13 protein-coding genes and 1 riboswitch are annotated in these 17,988 nt (G+C 66.6%); of the genes, 5 read left to right on the top strand and 8 right to left on the bottom strand.

Annotated features, from left to right (window positions below; translation table 11 throughout):
• Positions 1-68: 68 nt before the first annotated feature.
• The 6 genes from ectA to BLIN9172_RS09205 form a co-directional block, all read right to left on the bottom strand.
• Positions 69-563, bottom strand: a complete 495-nt coding sequence (gene ectA / locus BLIN9172_RS09230) for a diaminobutyrate acetyltransferase (protein WP_025778552.1) — start codon at positions 561-563, stop codon at positions 69-71.
• Positions 564-1,079: 516 nt separating this feature from the next.
• A complete protein-coding gene (locus tag BLIN9172_RS09225) occupies positions 1,080-2,612 on the bottom strand; it encodes an L-serine ammonia-lyase (protein WP_101554806.1) in 1,533 nt (510 codons plus the stop codon).
• A gap of 232 nt (positions 2,613-2,844) precedes the next feature.
• Complete coding sequence (gene gcvH, locus BLIN9172_RS09220; protein WP_101554805.1) at positions 2,845-3,243, bottom strand: glycine cleavage system protein GcvH; 399 nt, start codon at positions 3,241-3,243, stop codon at positions 2,845-2,847.
• Positions 3,244-3,356: 113 nt separating this feature from the next.
• Entirely contained in the window at positions 3,357-4,619 is a 1,263-nt protein-coding gene (locus tag BLIN9172_RS09215; protein ID WP_101554804.1) for a glycine cleavage system aminomethyltransferase GcvT, read from the bottom strand.
• Positions 4,619-7,552: an aminomethyl-transferring glycine dehydrogenase gene (gcvP, locus tag BLIN9172_RS09210; RefSeq protein ID WP_101554803.1), complete on the bottom strand. Its 2,934-nt coding sequence runs from the start codon at positions 7,550-7,552 to the stop codon at positions 4,619-4,621. The genes BLIN9172_RS09215 and gcvP overlap by 1 nt, the downstream gene beginning before the upstream one ends.
• A 99-nt stretch (positions 7,553-7,651) precedes the next feature.
• Positions 7,652-7,766, bottom strand: a riboswitch (glycine riboswitch).
• A gap of 324 nt (positions 7,767-8,090) precedes the next feature.
• Positions 8,091-8,909 carry an SDR family oxidoreductase gene (locus tag BLIN9172_RS09205; protein ID WP_101554802.1) on the bottom strand — a complete coding sequence of 273 codons (819 nt, stop codon included), beginning with the start codon at positions 8,907-8,909 and terminating at the stop codon, positions 8,091-8,093.
• Positions 8,910-9,074: 165 nt separating this feature from the next.
• Between BLIN9172_RS09205 and BLIN9172_RS09200 the strand changes: the two genes are divergently transcribed.
• The 4 genes from BLIN9172_RS09200 (at position 9,075) to fabG (ending at position 13,545) form a co-directional block, all read left to right on the top strand.
• A complete protein-coding gene (locus tag BLIN9172_RS09200) occupies positions 9,075-9,764 on the top strand; it encodes a DUF1990 domain-containing protein (protein WP_101554801.1) in 690 nt (229 codons plus the stop codon).
• A 273-nt stretch (positions 9,765-10,037) separates the two neighbouring features.
• The gene (locus tag BLIN9172_RS09195; protein WP_101554800.1) at positions 10,038-11,273 is read left to right on the top strand and encodes a CaiB/BaiF CoA transferase family protein; all 1,236 of its coding nucleotides are present in this window, start codon (positions 10,038-10,040) and stop codon (positions 11,271-11,273) included.
• 152 nt (positions 11,274-11,425) lie between these two features.
• The gene (locus tag BLIN9172_RS09190; protein WP_101554799.1) at positions 11,426-12,589 is read left to right on the top strand and encodes an acyl-CoA dehydrogenase family protein; all 1,164 of its coding nucleotides are present in this window, start codon (positions 11,426-11,428) and stop codon (positions 12,587-12,589) included.
• 146 nt (positions 12,590-12,735) lie between these two features.
• The gene (gene fabG / locus BLIN9172_RS09185; RefSeq protein ID WP_101554798.1) at positions 12,736-13,545 is read left to right on the top strand and encodes a 3-oxoacyl-ACP reductase FabG; all 810 of its coding nucleotides are present in this window, start codon (positions 12,736-12,738) and stop codon (positions 13,543-13,545) included.
• Positions 13,546-13,654: 109 nt separating this feature from the next.
• Here the strand turns inward: fabG and BLIN9172_RS09180 are convergent, their stop codons facing one another.
• Complete coding sequence (locus tag BLIN9172_RS09180) at positions 13,655-14,968, bottom strand: acyltransferase family protein (protein WP_101554797.1); 1,314 nt, start codon at positions 14,966-14,968, stop codon at positions 13,655-13,657.
• A 100-nt stretch (positions 14,969-15,068) separates the two neighbouring features.
• The gene (locus tag BLIN9172_RS09175) at positions 15,069-17,021 is read right to left on the bottom strand and encodes an amidohydrolase (protein WP_101554796.1); all 1,953 of its coding nucleotides are present in this window, start codon (positions 17,019-17,021) and stop codon (positions 15,069-15,071) included.
• Between the two features lie 180 nt (positions 17,022-17,201).
• On the opposite strand from BLIN9172_RS09175, the gene BLIN9172_RS09170 reads away from it, so the two are divergent.
• Positions 17,202-17,693 carry a hypothetical protein gene (locus tag BLIN9172_RS09170; RefSeq protein WP_101554795.1) on the top strand — a complete coding sequence of 164 codons (492 nt, stop codon included), beginning with the start codon at positions 17,202-17,204 and terminating at the stop codon, positions 17,691-17,693.
• Positions 17,694-17,988 lie beyond the last annotated feature (295 nt).

Genomic DNA, 17,988 nt, shown 5'->3' with positions numbered 1-17,988 from the left:
CGCCTCCTGGCACCTGGCGCGTCCGCTCCCTTGCAGCAGGGGTCCGCGCGGCGCCGGGGTGGGGCTCGTTACAGGGGTGCGATCTCGTAGAGGTACTCGGTGTCGTGGCCGTCCGGGTAGAGGTCCGGGGTGAACAGCGGGCGACGGTCGAAACCGGCCCCGCGCTTCTCCGCGAACGTCTGGAACAGACGGTTGGACGCCGCATTGTCATCGGTGATCGTCGTCTCCATCCTCAGAGCACCGGTGCGGTCGGCCAGCTCGTTGAGCATGGTCGATGCGAGTCCGTGTCCGCGGAAGTTCTCGTCGACGGCGACCTGCCAGATCATAAGGGTGTCCGGATTCTCCGGACGGGTGTAGCCGGTGACGAAGCCGGCGGGCTCTCCGCCGATCCGTGCGATCACCGAGGTGTCCGCGAAGTCACGGCACCACAGCAGGTACGAGTACGAGGAGTTCAGATCGAGCACGGCTGTGTCTTTCGCGAGCCGCCATAGATGTTGCCCGTCCTCCAGCTCAGGAGTCCGGACGTCGATTTGCGTCTTCGGTTCAGCGAGTGCGTTAATCACGCCAACAAACCTAGCGGGATGAGAATGAGCGTCAACCTCGAAACCGTCGATTCCGGGCCACTTTCACAACGCTGCCCCCGGCCTGCCGACATGTAACAGACCCGACTTTCCCCATGGCATCTCTGGGATGCGTCGGGGCGCTTCTTCGCGCTCATACCGCGCCAGAGGTTCGTTATCGTTTCGTTACATTTTCGCGGAGTTGGAACAAGGGTTCCACGTGTTCCATGTCACTTCACCCGAATTGGGACAGCAAGGAGGCCTGTTGGTCCGCAGGGCATCCGAGGCCCTGTGAGCGGCTTCGCGTTTGTTTCGGAGATCAGGTCGCCTGGGCAGTGCGATGGGCAGTTCGAAATGTGGTCGCTATCGGATGCCTGCACCCAAACAAAGGTCGCTATCGGATACTTTTCAGCGCTGAAAGTATCCGATAGCGACCTATTGGCTGTGGGCTTGTCTATGGGCAGGCAGCCTCAGCCCCTCGTCCCAGGTGCCAGCCCCACACCCCAAGACGCACCCGCCTCAGCACTCGACGACGTTGACGGCGAGGCCGCCCATCGCCGTCTCCTTGTACTTCGAGGACATGTCCGCCCCGGTCTGGCGCATCGTCTCGATCACCTCGTCGAGGCTGACCCGGTGCTGGCCGTCGCCCCACAGTGCCATGCGGGAGGCGTTGATGGCCTTGCCGGCGGCGATCGCATTGCGTTCGATGCACGGCACCTGCACGAGTCCGGAGATCGGATCGCAGGTCAGGCCGAGGTTGTGCTCCATCGCGATCTCGGCGGCGTTCTCCACCTGCTCGGGCGTCCCGCCCATCACGGCGGCCAATCCCCCGGCGGCCATCGACGAGGCGGATCCGACCTCACCCTGACAGCCCACCTCGGCGCCGGAGATCGACGCCCGCTCCTTGTACAGGACGCCGATGGCCGCCGCGGTGAGCAGGAAGTCGACGATGGCCCGGTGCTTCGCGGACTCGCCGCCTTCCACCACCGCTGGAACGTAGTTGAGCGCATAGTGCAGCACGGCGGGGATGATGCCGGCCGCCCCGTTGGTGGGTGCAGTGACGACGCGGCCGCCCGAGGCGTTCTCCTCGTTCACGGCCATTGCGATGAGGTTGACCCATTCGAGGTAGTAGCCGGGGTCCCGGTCGGGGTCCTCGGCCTTGAGTTTGAGGTACCAGTCGTGTGCGCGGCGACGCACCTTGAGCCCTCCGGGCAGATAACCGGACCGGTCCAGGGACGCCGAAGCGCATTCCTCCATCACCGAGTAGATGTGGAGCAGGCCGTGCCGGATCTCGTCCTCGTCACGCATCGACAGTTCGTTGGCGTGCATGATCTCCGCGATCGACAGGTCGTTCTCGCGGCAGCGTTGCAGCAGTTCGACACCTGAATGGAAAGGATAGGGCAACTCTTCGTCGTAGGACTCGAGTTCGGCATCGACGACAGAATCCGCGACCGCGAACTCGGCATCGCTGCCGCCGTCGCCGCCCCCGCCGCCGGCCGCACCGCCGCCGTCGTCGGCAGCACCGTCGCCCCCGCCGCCGGCGCCAGCCTCGGCGGTCTTCTCTTTCTCGAGGAACTCGGTCTCCGAGGTCACGAACCCGCCGCCCACGGAGTAGTAGGTCTCCTCAGCGAGGGTCTCCCCCGCGGCGTCGTAGGCGGTTACGGTCATGGCGTTCGTGTGGCGCGGCAAGACGGTCAGGGGGCGTTTGACCATGTCATCCTCGGTGAACTTGAGTTCGACGCCATTGCCGGTCGAGTCGCCGAGGATGATCGTCCCGGTCTCGGACATCCGTGTCCGCCGGGCGGTGAGTTCGTTGGCTTCGATGAGGTCAGGGCGGCAGCCTTCGAGGCCGATGAGGATGGCGTCGAAGGTTCCGTGACCGGCTCCGGTGGCGGCCAGGGAACCGAATACGTCGACGCGCAGATCCGCCACGGATCCAAGCGTTTCGCCGAGGAGGTCGATGAAGCTCGCGCCGGCACGCATCGGTCCGACGGTGTGGGAGCTCGACGGTCCGATGCCGACCGTGAAGAGGTCGAAGACGCTCAATGGCATGGCAATCACTTCGTTTCTGATGAGATGACGACGGGGCCGACCGAACAGCCGTGCACTCACGTGCAGGGCGAGCCGGTGCCGACAATGCGTCGGCACCGACCTCGACCGACCCCGCTTCAGGGTTTGCATCCTCCACCCGGAGGATCCGCCTCGAAAGGCTGTCCCGTTAGGCAGCCCCGCAGGGCTGTCCACACCGGGACGGGTGAGACTCATGCGAGCCTCACAACGAGTCTCAGAGAGAGTTCGCCTCGGCGTAGGCGGCGGCGTCCATGACCTCGCCGACCTCGGTCACGGCGACTTCGAACAGCCAGCCCTCGCCGTAGGGGTCGGAGTTGAGCAGTCCGGGTGAGTCCACGGCCGCCTCGTTGATGGTGATGATCTCACCGGTCACCGGGGTGTAGAGGTCGGACACGGACTTCGTGGATTCGACCTCACCACAGGTTTCACCAGCGGTGATGGTGTCGCCGACCTCGGGCAGGTCGACGTAGACGACCTCGCCGAGGGCATCGGAGGCGACGGCGGTGATGCCGACCTTGACGGTCTTGCCGACGAGTTCATCGGCGGCGCCGTCGACCCATTCGTGCTCGGCGGAGTAGGTGAAGTTCTGTGGGAGCGGGGGCAGCTGTGCCATGTGTCTTCCTTACTGCGACCGCCGCCGGAAGCGGCGATCACGACGTTGTTGTGCCAGGTGAGACCAGTGTACGAGTCACCGACCCCACCTGGGATGAATTGTGGGTGAGAGCTTCAGTGGGCCGGGCGCTTGTAGAACGGCAGTTCGGCGACGGTGAAGTCGTGCGCCTTGCCGCGGATGTCCACGGTCACCGCGGTGCCCGCCTCGGCGTGATCCCGGTCGAGGTAGGCCAAGGCGATCGGGTGGCCGAGGGTCGGTGAGGGCTGGCCGGAGGTGACGATGCCGACCTCGGCGCCGTCGACGGACACGGCGGCTCCGGAGCGAGCGGCTCGGCGTCCCTCCGAGGTCAGGCCGACGAGCACGCGCGGCGGTTCGGTCTCTCCCCGCTTCGCGAGGGCCTCGCGGGCGAAGAAGCTCTCCTTCGTGGTGAACCCGATCATCCGGCCCAGCCCCGCATCGTACGGGGTGGTGTTCTGGTCGAGTTCGTTGCCGTAGAGCGGCATTCCGGCTTCCAGGCGCAGCGAATCGCGTGCGGCCAGTCCGCAGGGCACGAGTCCGTAGTCGACGCCCGAGGTCACCAGGGTCTCCCACAGGCGGGTGGCGCCGATGTTCGGCGCGTAGAGTTCGAATCCGTCCTCTCCGGTGTATCCGGTGCGGGCGAGCATGAGGTCGATCCCGGCGATCGTCAGCGGCATCCACGCGTAGTACTTCAGCTCGCGCACTGCCTGACCGATGGTGATGGTGTCATCCCCCGCCGAGGTGGCTCCCCCGTTGGCATCATCCGTGGCCTGGGCCTTCGCGTGGTCTCCGGCGCCCGTGCGGGGCCCGAATTCGCCGTGGCCGGCTTCGTCGAGAGCGCGCAGGATGATCGCTTCGGAGTTCGGCCCCTGCACGGCGATGAGCGCGGTGGCATCGGATTCGTCGGTCAGGCGCACATCCGATCCGGGTGCCACGGCCTGCAGGAAGTGCTGCAGACGCTCGGTCAGCGCCGTAACCACGGCAGGCGTGTTCGAGGCATTGGGGACGATGAAGAACTCTTCGTCGCCGATACGGTAGGTGATCAGGTCATCGAGCAGGCCGCCTGACTCGTTGACGATGACACCGTACTTGGCTTTACCGATCTTCATCGTCGAGTACTTCGCGACGAGCGCGTAGTCAAGGAAGGCGGCGGCATCGGCTCCGCTGATGCGCACCTCACCCATATGGGAGAGGTCGAACAGGCCTGCGGCCTCGCGCACGGCACGGTGTTCAGCGAGTTCCGAACCGTACTTCAGCGGCATGTCCCAGCCGCCGAAGTCGGTGAAGGATGCGCCGAGGTCAGCGTGGACGCTGTGCAGTGGAGTCTCTTTGGGGGCGTTGGCAGTCTGATCAGTCATCAGTTGTCCTCTTCCTCGAACTCTTCGAAGGCCTCTGGCGGCGGGCAGGAGCACACCAGGTTGCGGTCGCCGTAGGCTCCGTCGATACGGCTGACCGGCGGGAAGTACTTCGTCAGGCGCAGTCCGGGAACGGGGAACACCGCGGTCTCGCGGCTGTATTTGCCATCCCAGTCGTCCATCACCACGGTCGCCGGGTGCGGCGCAAGCGCCAGCGGCGACTCTTCGTATGCGTACGACTTGCCGATCTCGTCGATCTCGGCACGGATGGCGCGCATGGCTTCGATGAAGCGGTCGAGCTCGTCCTTGTCCTCGGACTCGGTGGGTTCGACCATGAGGGTGCCGGGCACCGGGAAGGCCAGGGTCGGGGCGTGGAAGCCGAAGTCGATCAGCCGCTTGCAGACATCTTCTGCGGTGACTCCCGTCGCCGCGGTGATCGCGCGGAGGTCGAGGATCGTCTCGTGGCCGACGAGTCCGTTCTCACCCGAGTAGAGGATGGGGAAGACGTCGCCGAGCTTCTTCGCCAGGTAGTTCGCGCCCAGCAGGGCGGCCCGCGAGGCTTCGCGCAGTCCAACGGCGCCCATGAGTTCGAGGTAGGCGAAGCTGATGGGCAGGACTCCGGCGGAGCCGAACATCGATGCGGAGATCGGCAGTTCCTTGGCCTCCGGGTCGCCGGCGACGAGTTCCGGCAGCGTGGCATCGCCGGGCAGGTACGGGGCGAGGTGTTCGCGCACCGCGACGGGGCCGACTCCGGGGCCGCCTCCTCCGTGGGGGATGCAGAAGGTCTTGTGCAGGTTGAGGTGGGAGACGTCGCCGCCGAATTCGCCGGGCTTGGCGAGTCCGACCATGGCGTTGAGGTTCGCACCGTCGACGTAGACCTGGCCGCCGGCGGCGTGCACCTTGTCGCAGACCTCCCGGATCTGCGGTTCGAACACACCGTGGGTCGACGGGTAGGTGATCATGATGCCGGCGATTGTGCCTTCGTGCTTGGCGATCTTCGCATCGAGGTCGTCCATGTCCACGGAGCCGTCGTCGGCAGTGCCGACGACCTGGACCTGGAGTCCGGCGAGCACTGCGGAGGCGGCGTTCGTGCCGTGAGCGGACTGCGGGATGAGCACGACGGTGCGGGCATCGTCGCCGTTGGCCACGTGATAAGCGCGGATGGCGAGCAGTCCGGCCAGCTCACCCTGCGAGCCGGCGTTGGGCTGCAGGGACACTCGGTCGTAGCCGGTGACCTCGGTCAGCGAGTCCTCGAGGCGGCCGATGAGTGCGCGCCAGCCCTGGGTCTGGTCGGCCGGGGCGAAGGGGTGGATGGAGGCGAATTCCGGCCAGGTGATGGGTTCCATCTCGGCGGCGGCGTTGAGCTTCATCGTGCACGAGCCCAGCGGAATCATCGTCCGGTCGAGTGCGAGGTCCCGGTCGGCCAGTGTGCGCAGGTAGCGCATCATCGAGGTCTCGGAGCCATGAGCGCTGAAGACGGGGTGGGTGAGGAATTCGGTGTCCCGGTGGAACTTCGCATCAAATGCGGGCTCGGGCACCGCGTTGGCTCCGAAGGTCCCCGCCGAGGCGGATTCGAAGTCGTCCGCGTCGACCCGGGCAAGGATGCCGAGGGCTTCGAGCAGGCCGTTGGCGTCGGCCACGGTGTGGGGCTCGCCGAAGGAGACGCCGACGGTCGAGTCGTCGATGACACGGATGTTGAATCCGGCCTGGTCGGCGACGAAGCGGGCGGCTTCGGCATCGGCCACGCGCAGGGCGACGGTGTCGAAGAAATCCCAGGTGAGAACCTCGGCGCCGGGGGCGGTGTCCGCGGCCTTCGCAAAGGCGTGGGCCAGGCGGTGGATGCGGGACGCGATGCGGGTCAGGCCGACCGGGCCGTGGTAGACGGCGTACATCGAGGCGACGTTGGCCAGCAGCGCCTGCGCGGTGCAGATGTTCGATGTCGCCTTCTGGCGGCGGATGTGCTGTTCGCGGGTCTGCAGGGCCAGGCGGTAGCCGGGCTTGCCCTGGGCGTCCTTCGACACTCCGACGAGGCGGCCGGGCAGCTGGCGCTGGAGTCCGGACTTCACGGCCATGAAGCCGGCGTGGGGGCCGCCGAAGAACAGGGGCACACCGAAACGCTGTGCCGAGCCGACGGCGATGTCCGCACCCTGGGAGGCGCAGTCCTTGAGCAGGGTCAGTGCGAGCAGGTCGGCGTCGAAGGTCACGAGTGCGCCGCGGTCATGCGCGCCGTCGACGGCTTCGGTGAAGTCGCGGATGGCGCCGGTGGTGCCGGGCTGGGCGCAGACGATGCCGAAGATGTCTTCGCCGACGAGGCCTTCGGCGAGGTCGGCAACGGCGACGCGGAAGTCCATGGCCTTGGCGCGGGCACGGACGACGGCGATGGTCTGCGGGTGGAGTTCGGAGTCGAGGACGACGGTTGTCCCCTTCTTCACGGCGCGACGCATCAGCAGGACCGCCTCGGCGACGGCGGTGGCCTCATCGAGGAGGGAGGCGTTGGCGATGTCGAGGCCGGTGAAGTCCTGGACGACCTGCTGGAAGTTCAGCAGCGCTTCGAGGCGGCCCTGGGAGATCTCGGGCTGGTACGGCGTGTAGGCGGTGTACCAGGCGGGGTTCTCGACCAGGTTGCGGCGGATGACTGCCGGGGTGATCGTGTCGTAGTAGCCCTGACCGATGAGCTGGGTGCGCATGACGTTCTGACCGGCGAGCTCGCGCAGGTCGTTGAGAACGTCGAACTCGGAGCGGCCTGCGGGCAGGTAGAGCTCTTCGTTCTGGATGGATTCGGGGACGGCGGCGCTCGAGAGTGCTTCGAGGGAGTCATAGCCGAGTTCGGCGAGCATGGCCTGGGCGTCATCGGCGCGGGGGCCGATGTGGCGGTCGGAGAAGGGGCGCGCGGTGTCCCCTGTTGCCTGCGTCGTATGGGCGAGTGAACTGGTCAATTGCCGTCCTAGGGTCGGTGTCGCGCCCACCGAATTGGAGGACGCAGCGATCGCTGAGTGTCCTCCCCGATCTGTCGGACCGGAGTCCTTCAGATATGCCTGCAATCGGTGGTACTGGGCCTGAGAGTTTCCCGGGGAGGGAATTGCACCTACGGCGCTGCTCGGTGTCCGGCTCGATTCGGCCTGACAGCGGCAGCTCTCCCACGTCTTGTCTTAGCGGCGTATGAAGTTATGTGCACAGCCAAGTGGGCCTCGGTGGCCCCGGCTGAGACTGCGCCTCCGATTCTAGTGAATGAAATCACCCCCGACAAACCTCCTGCTGGCCCCCTTGCCGCGACCATTCGTCGGACTGCTGCGAGGCCCGGCTCCCCGCGGCAGCTCCCCCTTGCCGCGTATGCAGAAATAGGTCGCTATCGGATACTTTGCTTGCTCAGAAGTATCCGATAGCGACCTGGATTCGGACCGCAGTATCCGATAGCGACCTATGTTTGAGCTGCCGGTTACCGGCAGTCGACGATCAGCCGCAGGCCACTCAGTCTCAGGCGCTGCCGCCGGCGGTGACGACTCCCCCATCGGCGGTGAGCACCTGGGCGGTGATCCAGTCGGCGTCGTCCGACGCGAGATAGGCGACGGCACCGGCGATGTCCTCGGGAGTTCCGAGGCGTTTGACCGGGTACGCGGAGGCGACCTCTTCCTCTCGGCCCTCGTAGAGCGCGGTGGCGAACTTCGTCTTGACCACTGCCGGGGCGACGGCGTTGACGCGGATATCTGGCCCCAGTTCCACGGCGAGGGTCTTCGTCAGGTGCGAGACCGCGGCCTTCGAGATTCCGTAGAAGCCGATGCCCTCGCTCGGCACCTGCCCGGCCACCGAGGAGATCGCCACCACCCGTCCCCTGTTCTCCCGGAATTTCAGGCCCTGATGACGGACGGCGTCCTGCACCCAGGCGAGAGTTCCGAGGACGTTGACGTCGAAGATCTTCCGCGCCGCATCGAGCTCGATGTCGACGAGCGGACCGTAGACAGGGTTGATTCCGGCGTTGGCCACGAGCACATCGAGGCGGCCGAACTTCTCGGTGATCGTGTCGAACACCTCTGCCCTGTGAGCCGGGTCGTCGGCCTTGCCGGCGATGCCGATCGCCGTGCCCTCGGGGAACTCCGCGACTGCTTCCTGCAGTGCTTCGGGCTTGCGCGCGGTGAGGACGACGGTGGCCCCCTCGGCCTGCAGACGATGCGCGATTCCGAGGCCGATGCCGCGACTGGCGCCCGTGATGACGGCGACCTGCCCGTCGAAACGACGACCGGATTTCGGTTCCGCCGAGGCGGCTGTCGGCTGTGCTGCTGAGGTGCTGTCTGACATTGATGAACTCCAGTGTTCGTGCAGTGACATGGTCATTCGGCGCTGACCTGGCGAGTCGCCGTGAAGCGAGCGTTCGTTCAGCGATCAGTTCTCATCGTAGGCACAGCCGTCGGAGGAAGACAAGGACTCCGGCACCAAGCGAGCGCACTGGACGAGAATGGAGTCATGAATCATCTCGAGTTCCATCTCGACCTCGGCCCGGCCGCACAATTCCCACTCGCCCGCGAGGCGGTCTTCTCGTGGGCGCTGCAGGAGCTCGCCGGCGTCGTCGTCCGCCCGTCTCGCCGGGTGGTCGAGGGCCAGATCGTCGCTCTGCGACTCAATCCCGGATGGCCGGCCTCGCCGAGGCGGCTGCGCAGTCGCGATCTGCTCGTGCCCGTGGGTTCGTGCGTCGTGACCCGGGTGATCGATGAGGCAGATCGCGCCGGATTCACCTATCGCACCCTGCCGGGTCACCTCGAGGACGGAGAGGAGACCTTCCTCGTCTCCATCGGCACCGACGGTCGACTGGCCGTGACCATCACCGCTGACTCCGTTCCCGCGCATCCGCTGCTTCGCCTGGGCGCTCCGGTGACGGTGGCCGGACAGGAGATGATGGCCAGGCGGTATGCCGAGGGCCTGAAACGGCAGCTCAGCGCCGCCGGCAGCAGACGTCACGGCCGCGCCCTCGCCTCGGCCTCGGCCATCTCGTCCCCCGCCTCATCGCCCACACCGCGCACCTGTACAACTCGGCCATCGCCCAACCCGCGAGCCGGGGACCACGGGGAGTCGACCTCGCCTGGTGCCGTCAGGTCTCGTGCAGCTCGGCTCCCCCGAGGCGGCCACCGCCTCGACGAATGGAACGCCCAGCTGTGAGCACGTCCGGCAGTCGCCGGCGTCCGAAGTCGAACTGAACGGCGGCAGCATCTGGCCGCAGCACCCGCCGGCCATGCGTCCAGCAGCGATCCGATACCTCAGCAGTCATGAATGCATGTTCATTATTGACTGATTCGATATATGGTGGGATGGACCATATGCGCACCCTGCGTGCTCGAGACAGCGTGCTCAACACAGGGTGCACGAGCAGGGAGCTCCGAGCCCGGGAGCACACAGCAGCGCCCCGGCCCGACGAGAGGGAGACATTCGACGATGAAGCAGTCGACCACTTCTGAACACCACGACAGCGGCCCTGGCCACGACCCCAGCCGGTCGCCTGCCCACGACCGCCTCGAGGAGTTCCTCCCGCGCGCGGGTTCAGGTCCGCTGTCGGGGCAGATCGTCGTCGACTTCTCCCGCGTCCTCGCCGGCCCATACTCGACGATGATGCTCGCCGATCTCGGGGCTACCGTCATCAAGGTCGAAGGACCGAAGGGCGATGACACCCGACATTGGGCTCCACCGGTGCGCGAGGACGACGCCACCTACTATCTGTCGATCAACCGCAACAAATACGACCTCGTCCTCGACTTCACCGACCCCGATGACCTCGCCACCGCGCAGAAGCTCGCGGCGCAGGCCGATATCGTCGTCGAGAACTTCAAACCGGGCGGGCTGGCGAAGTACGACCTCGACTACGACAGCGTCGCCGCGACCAACCCGGCAGTCATCTATGCCTCGGTGACCGGATTCGGGCGTGAGAACCCGTTGCCCGGATACGACCTCCTCGTGCAGGCGCTGTCCGGGTTCATGTCGGTCACCGGCAGCCCCGACGGCTCGCCGTACCGCGCCGGCGTCGCCGTCTTCGACGTCATGACCGGTCTGCACACCACGATCGGCGTCCTCGCCGCGGTCCAGCACCGCACGCTCACCGGTGAGGGCCAGCTCGTCGAAACCAACCTCATGTCCTCGGCGATGTCCGGCCTGGCCAACCAGTCCGGCGCCTACGCCGCCGCAGGCGTGAATCCGACCCGGATGGGCAACGCCCACCCGAGCCTCTACCCCTACCAGCCGATGGCCGCGAAGTCCGGCGAGATCATCATCGCCGCCGCCAATGACGGCCAGTTCCGGATCCTCGCCGAGGTGGTCGGACGACCCGATTGGTGCGACGACGAACGATTCGCCCAGGCAAAGAACCGCAACGCCAACCGCGACGCCCTGGAGTCCGAACTTCTCGAGGCCCTGCAGGCCCACACCGCCCAGGAATGGTTCGACAAGCTCTCGGCCGCCGGCCTGCCCTGTGCTCCGATCAACACGATCGCCGAAGGCGTCGAACACGCCACGAGCCTCGGCCTGTCACCGGTCGTGGACACCGGCAGCGGCGAGCGCATCATTTCGACCATCCGCAACCCGATCACCTTGTCGAGGTCGCAGGTCGCCTACGACCTCGCTCCCCCGGAGCTCGGAGCCGACTCCGATCGGGTCCGTGCCTGGCTCGACAGCCTCTAGACCGCACCGCACACCTGCCCAACCGCACTGCACCACCCAGCCAACCGCGCACCGCACACCTGCCCAACCGCACAGCACAGCCCGACTGCAGCGCCACCTCGGCGATGATCTGCACCATTCCTATCCGTCCACCATGTGAAGGAGACACAGCAATGGACAACTCAGAACTCGACGACATCCTGTCAGCCGTCCGCGAGTTCGTCCGTGAGAAGGTCGTTCCCCTCGAAACCCAGGTCGAGGAGACCGACGCCTTCCCCGAGGCGATCATCAGGGAATCCGCGGAGATGGGGCTCTTCGGCTGGGCCCTGCCCGAGGAGTACGGCGGCCTCGGACTGGGCGCCGAACAGGACGCGCTGCTCGCCATGGAACTCGGCTACACGACCCCGTCCTTCCGGTCCCTGTTCGGCACGAACAACGGCATCGCCGGGCAGGTGCTCGTCAACTACGGCACCGTTGAGCAGAAGTCCGAGTGGCTGCCTCGTCTGGCCTCCGGAGAGCTCGTCGCCTCCTTTGCGCTGACCGAATCCGAGGCCGGCTCCGACCCCTCGGGTCTGCGGACGAAGGCCGAACGCGTCGGCGACGACTACATCATCAACGGCTCCAAGCGGTTCATCACCAACGCCGAGGCCTCCGATGTGCTCATGGTCTTCGCCCGCACCGATCCGAACGCCACCGGTTCGAAGGGCATCTCGGTCTTCCTCGTGCCCACGAAGTCCGAAGGCGTGACCGTCGGCCCACACGATCACAAGATGGGTCAGGCCGGCGCCTGGACCTCGGAGATCTTCTTCGACGACGTGCGCGTGCCTGCCGCCAACCTCATCGGCGGCGAGGAGGAGAAGGGCTTCTACGCGGCCATGGCCTCGCTCAACAAGGGCCGCCTGCACATCGCCGCGATCTGCGTCGGACAGTCGATCCGCATCCTCGACGAATCCGTGCGCTTCGCCGCCGAGGCGAAACAGGGCGGCGAGCCGATCGCCCGGTTCCAGCTCGTCCAGGCAATGCTCGCCGATATCTACACCGACGTCGCCGCCGCCAAGGCCCTCGTCCTCGCGGCCGCTGGGCGCTGGGACGCCGAGGCCGATCGCAAGCTCGGCCCCTCCTCGGCGAAGCTCTTCGCCTCCGAAGCACTGGCCCGCGTCGCCGACAAGGGCGTGCAGATCCAGGGCGGCATGGGCTATATGCGCGAGTCCGCGGTCGAACGCTTCTACCGCCACGCCCGCCTCTTCCGCATCTACGAAGGAACCTCCGAGGTCCAGCGCGTCGTCGTCGCCAAGCAGCTGCTGGGTGGCGCACACAAACCGCAGTTCAACCTCTGAGCTGCACGTACCGTATTCTTCACGACCAATGGCACGGGCCGCCTCGGCGAGGTCCGGCCCCGCCCTGGTCACCCACGACCGCCTAGTCACCCACGACCGCCGGTCACCCACGACCGCCTGGTCATCCACGAACGAAAGGAATCACCATGACCGACACCATCGCAGCGAACACCGGCATCACCGTCACCGACACCGGCGGAGTCACCGCCGTCCCCGGCCTGCTTGCCGGCAAGGTCGCCGTCGTCACCGGCGGAGCCCAGGGCCTCGGCCTGGCGATGGCCCGCAGCCTCGTCGACTCCGGAGCGAAGGTCGTTCTCGCCGATACGAATGAGGAGAGCCTGCAGGCGGCCGTGGTCGAACTCGGCGGAGACGGCGTCGCCACCGGCGCCGTGTGCAACGTCTCCGACCTCCAGGCCGTCGAAAAGCTCGCCGAGGCGGCCACGACCGCATTCGGCGGTATCGACATCTGGGTCAACAACGCCGGCATCACCCGCGATGCGACGATCCGGAAGATGACCGAGCAGCAGTTCGACGACGTCATCTCCGTCCACCTGCGCGGCACATGGAACGGGCTCAAGGTCGCGACCGCGCTCATGCGCGAGCAGGATCGCGGCGGCTCGATCATCAACGTGTCGTCGATCAGCGGGAAGGTCGGCAACCCCGGACAGTCGAACTACTCCGCGGCGAAGGCCGGCATCGTCGGCATGACGAAGGCCGTAGCTAAGGAGGTCGCGTTCAAGAACATCCGCATCAACGCGATCCAGCCCGGCTTCATCAACACCGCCATGACCGCGGCCATGCCGCAGCACGCGATCGACTCGAAGCTCGCCGAGATCCCGCTCGGACGTCCCGGCGAACCCGAAGAGGTCGCCTCCGTGGTGCTGTTCCTGGCCTCCGGCCTGTCGAGCTACCCCACCGGCACCGTCACCGAGATCTCCGGCGGCCGCAACATCTGATCCTGGGCACGTCGATTCGGAGGGAGAAGAATGATGATTTCGGACGAGGAAATCAACACTTCTCTCCCTCCGAATTCCTCGTGCAGCGGATGGGCCGCCTCGGCGAATGTCAGCTCTTCGCGGATCGCCGTCCGGGCAGGCGGACGACGCCGAAGGCGACCATGCCGATGAGCGGCAGCAGCGGCCAGATCCAGGTGACCCCGTGGCCGTCGACCATTCCGGTGTCGGCCATGATCGCCAGGCCCGCACAGATAGCGGCCGAGGCGGCGATCGGCATCCACACGGGCGGTGCGGGACGCTCGTCGGGCGCAGGCGTTTCGAACCGGCCGAAGATCGCCACGAGCACCCCGGTGATCGCCAGCAGAACGAGTGCCCACAGCGGACGGGTGAGCCACCAGATTCCGGACAGCGGAGTCGGCAGCAGGGCATTCGCGTCGAGGCCGATGAGGACGTTGGCCAGGGCCGTCAGTGCCGTCAGGTGCCAGAGGAACCAGGTCATGATGCGCTGATTGACGAGCACCGTGAGGAACCACAGTCCGGGGCTGCGCAGCAGTGCGGCCAGCGGACGCCTAAGCATGAGCACGATTCCGGCCTGAGCCATCCCGAGGAAGGCCATCGTCACTCGGGTCGGGGCGGAATTCGAGATCGTGTCGGTGCCTGCGGTGATCATCGACACCGGGTACGGGCCGAAGCCGACGAGGAGCCCGAGCCCGGCGGCGCCGATGACGAAGAGCAGCAGGCAGCGCTTGATGCTGGAGAGTCGGCCGTCGAGCCAGGCGTAGCCGAACTGGTGGAAGCTCGCCCAGACGAGCAGATAGTTCGGATAGCCGGCGAGAGTGCTCTCGGTGACAATGCTGATGAGGTCGATGATGCCGGCCAAGCCGATGCCGGCGATGATCGACCACCAGCCCCATCGCTCCCACAGGATCAGACATGGTGGGGCGACGATGACGACGAGCAGGTACGCGGCGAGGAACCAGGTCGGCACGAGTGCCATCTGGGAGGCCAGCTGGACCGAGGCGGGTTCGGCGCCGGCGGCCAGGGCGATGACGCAGGTGGCCAGCCAGACGAGCAGCAGCGGGATGAGCGGAAGCCCGAGGCGCCGCAGGCGTGCCCGCAGCCACTCGGCGTAGCCGGTCTGTCGCCGCCTGGCCGAACGCCACGACAGGGCGTTGGAGTAGCCGCCGACGAGGAAGAAGATCGGCATCACCTGGAACACCCAGGTCAGAGGGTGCGTCCACCTGGCCTGGTCGAGCAATCCGTGAGGTTCGATGCCGTCGGTGGCGCTGACGGCGATGATCGTCCAGTGGCCGAGCACGACGACGGTGATCGCCGCGGCGCGGAGGAAGTCGACCTCGCGGCTGCGAGAATCCGGGGTCGCCTCATCGACCTTGCGAGCCTGGGCCAGGAACGAGCGGGGCATGCGGGGACGTCCTTGTCGGTTGGTCGAGGGAGCGGTCGGTCGAGGGGGCGGGCAGTGCGGGCCCCGCCCATCGCCGAGGCGGCCGGCCGCCTCGGCGAGGTCAGGCGCGGTATCTGATTTCGCCGCCGACGACGGTGAGCGCGACTCGGGTGTCGCGGATCGCCTCGGCGTGGGCGAACAGGGCTTCCTCGGAAGCGTAGCCGAGGAGCCCGTCGGCCGACGATTGTGAGAGGGTAGGGTCGCTCGACTGCGGGGCCGCCTCGGCGGTCACACCGGCAGCGGCGCGCGCGGCGACACTCGGGTGGTCAACGCTGAGACCTTCGGCCACGCATGGGTCGGTGTCGACGAGGATGAAGTCGGCGTCCATGCCCGGTGCCAGATATCCGCGCCGGTCCTCGAGGCCGGCGGCGAAGGCCGGTCCCTGAGTGTGCAGACGGATGGCCTCGACGGCACTCAGGCGGCGGTGCGGCTGGAAGGTCGTCGACGCGTCACCGGAGATGTCCGCCCTGGTCATCGCCGCATAGATCGCGGCGAAGGGGTTGGCGGGTTCGACGGGTCCGTCGGAGCCGAAGACGACGTGCGCGCCCGCCTTGAGCAGGTCCGGCCAGGCATAGGCGGCCAGCTGCGCGGACTCGTCGATGAGGTGGAGCAGGTGCAGATCGGAGATGCAGTGGCGTGGCTGCATGGACGCGAGCACCCCGAGCTCGGCGAATCGGGCGACGTCGGACGGTTGGATGAACTGGGCGTGTTCGACGCGGTGACGCAGGGGTCGGCCGAACTTCTCCTCCGCGGCCTTCGTCGTTTCCCGCAGGCGGTCGTAGACGGCGAGCACATGGTGGTTCGCCTGGTCGCCGATGGCGTGGATGGCCACGGAGATGCCCGCCTCGGTGGCGATGTGCGCCTGCTCGAAGAGTTCGTCCTCGGTCATCTGCGCGATGCCGAAGTTCTCGGTCTCGCCGTCGGTTTCGGGGAACGGTGAGGACATGTGCGAGGTGTGCGAGCCGAGTGCCCCGTCGGAGAACAGCTTCAGTCCGCCGCACTGCAGCCAGTCGTCGCCGTCGCCGGTGTGCCACCCGGTTTCGATCGCCCACGGCACCTCGGGTGAGCGGAGGAACAGCGTGACCCGCATGTCCTGTCGACCGGCTTCGTGCAGGTCGTTCCACCCCAGTGTCGCGGAGATGCCGTCGAAGTCATGGATCCCGGTCAGGCCCTGGGACAAGAAGAGTTCCTGGGTGGTGGCCAGCCGTTCGACCTGGTCCTCGCGGCTGGGTTCGGGGATGAAGCGGGCGACGAGGTCAGTGGCGTCTTCGCGCACCAGACCGGTGAGCTGGCCGTCGTCGTCGTGGACGAAGCTGCCGCCCGAGGGGTCATCGGTCGTGGAGTCGATGCCGGCGATCTCGAGGGCGTGGGCGTTGACCCACAGGGTGTGCAGGTCGAGTGACCACATCGCCACGGGGTGGTCGGGAACCTCGGCGTCGAGGAGTTCCCGGTCCGGATAGGACGGGTCCTCCCACTTGTTGAGGTCCCAGCCGGAGCCGACCACCCAGGTGCCCACCGGAAGCGAATCGGCGCGTTCGCGGATGGCCTCGACCGCCTCGGCGAGCGATTTCGTCTGGGACAGGTCGAGGTCGGTGAGCGAATCGGCGTACATGATCGAGTGGATGTGGCCGTCGACGAATCCGGGCAGAATGACCTGCCCGCCGCAGTCGATCTCGTCGATCTCGAGGCCGGGGATGACCGTAGTGGCACCGACTCCACCCGCCGAGGCGAGCGCCGCCGTCGTCGACGATTCCGCGGCGGCGATGTCGAGAAGTTCGGCCCGGGTGCCGATGGCCACGATGGTCTCCCCATCGACGAGGATCGCATCCGGGGCCGCCTGTGTGAGGTCGAAGGTCGGGGCGGAGGTCGGGGCGGGGGCCTTGTCTGTGTTCGATTCGCTCGGGTCGGATGCGATCGACGCAGGGGTGTTCGAGTCGGGGGTACTCAAGGCGGGGGCACTCGAGGCGGCTCGGGGTGCGAAAGTGCGCACCACGGCGTTGGAGAACAGACGCATGGACACCAGTTTAGAGCGGGTGCGGCGAAGTCGCTGAGTGGTCCGATCACCACCCCTCCCTTGCTACCTGACGGCGGCCCAGATACCTCGCGCGAGGTTGCTGCGCCGCCGTCAGGTAGTAATTGGTGGGCGAAGGTGAGGGCGCAGCCCGTCTTTTCTACGAGGAGTAGAATTAAAGACATGACTCACTTCTTCAGCACCGATGACTCGCGGCTGGCGGCGAGCGCTCGGATCATCTTGCCCGCCGTCTGGCTCGGGCTCATCATCGGCATCTCGCTCATCGAAGCGCCGCTGAAGTTCACAGCCCCCGGCATCACGATCCCGCTGGGGCTGGGCATCGGTCGGCTGGTGTTCGGAGTGATGAACTGGGTCGAGCTCGTCATCGCCGTGATCCTGCTGTGGGCGCTGCTGAAGTCGGGTGTCGATCGTGTCTACCGCAGTGTGGCATGCGGGCTCATCGGAGTGCTCATCGTCAAGGTCATCGTCATTCGGCCGCTGCTCAATCAGCGCACGGATGCGGTTCTCGCCGGCGTCGACGAGGGTGGGTCGTCCTTGCATCTGCTCTACATCGTTGCTGACGGACTGCTCATCGTGGGGCTCATCGCCGCACTCGTGCTGGCAGTGCGCCGTTGGGTGACGATCCGGCCGGCCGTCGAGGCAGACGACAAATAGAGGAGGCCGCCGGGTCTGCTCAGACCGAAAGCGCAGCCGCCTTCCGCGTCCTCACTTTGGTTGAGGAAGGCCGCGAAAAGGATCCGGCGGTCACGAACATCAGCGCCGTTCTCTTCGAGTGGCCAATGGAGGCCGACGCAGGAATTGGCACTGAACGGCGCCCTCACCGAGTGCCGAGGCGTCGTCACTCAGCGGCCTCCTCGGCGAATAATCGCTTTCTGATCAGATCATCGGTAAAAAAACTCGATGCACCACACAAAACTCGATACCCGACCGTACAAAACTCGATGCTCAG

It is taken from the genome of Brevibacterium linens ATCC 9172 (assembly GCF_900169165.1).
In the GTDB taxonomy this organism is placed as follows: Bacteria; Actinomycetota; Actinomycetes; order Actinomycetales; family Brevibacteriaceae; genus Brevibacterium; species Brevibacterium linens.
The sequence above is the reverse complement of the archived record's forward strand: the minus strand, read 5'-3'. Positions and strand labels throughout refer to the sequence as shown.

Excerpts from the sequence above, each read along its gene's own strand:
- BLIN9172_RS09225 (WP_101554806.1), bottom strand. The coding sequence starts at position 2,612 with ATGCCATTGAGCGTCTTCGACCTCTTCACGGTCGGCATCGGACCGTCG.
- gcvH (WP_101554805.1), bottom strand. The coding sequence starts at position 3,243 with ATGGCACAGCTGCCCCCGCTCCCACAGAACTTCACCTACTCCGCCGAG.
- BLIN9172_RS09215 (WP_101554804.1), bottom strand. The coding sequence starts at position 4,619 with ATGACTGATCAGACTGCCAACGCCCCCAAAGAGACTCCACTGCACAGC.
- BLIN9172_RS09205 (WP_101554802.1), bottom strand. The coding sequence starts at position 8,909 with ATGTCAGACAGCACCTCAGCAGCACAGCCGACAGCCGCCTCGGCGGAA.
- BLIN9172_RS09200 (WP_101554801.1), top strand. The coding sequence starts at position 9,075 with ATGAATCATCTCGAGTTCCATCTCGACCTCGGCCCGGCCGCACAATTC.
- BLIN9172_RS09195 (WP_101554800.1), top strand. The coding sequence starts at position 10,038 with ATGAAGCAGTCGACCACTTCTGAACACCACGACAGCGGCCCTGGCCAC.
- BLIN9172_RS09190 (WP_101554799.1), top strand. The coding sequence starts at position 11,426 with ATGGACAACTCAGAACTCGACGACATCCTGTCAGCCGTCCGCGAGTTC.
- fabG (WP_101554798.1), top strand. The coding sequence starts at position 12,736 with ATGACCGACACCATCGCAGCGAACACCGGCATCACCGTCACCGACACC.
- BLIN9172_RS09180 (WP_101554797.1), bottom strand. The coding sequence starts at position 14,968 with ATGCCCCGCTCGTTCCTGGCCCAGGCTCGCAAGGTCGATGAGGCGACC.
- BLIN9172_RS09175 (WP_101554796.1), bottom strand. The coding sequence starts at position 17,021 with ATGCGTCTGTTCTCCAACGCCGTGGTGCGCACTTTCGCACCCCGAGCC.
- BLIN9172_RS09170 (WP_101554795.1), top strand. The coding sequence starts at position 17,202 with ATGACTCACTTCTTCAGCACCGATGACTCGCGGCTGGCGGCGAGCGCT.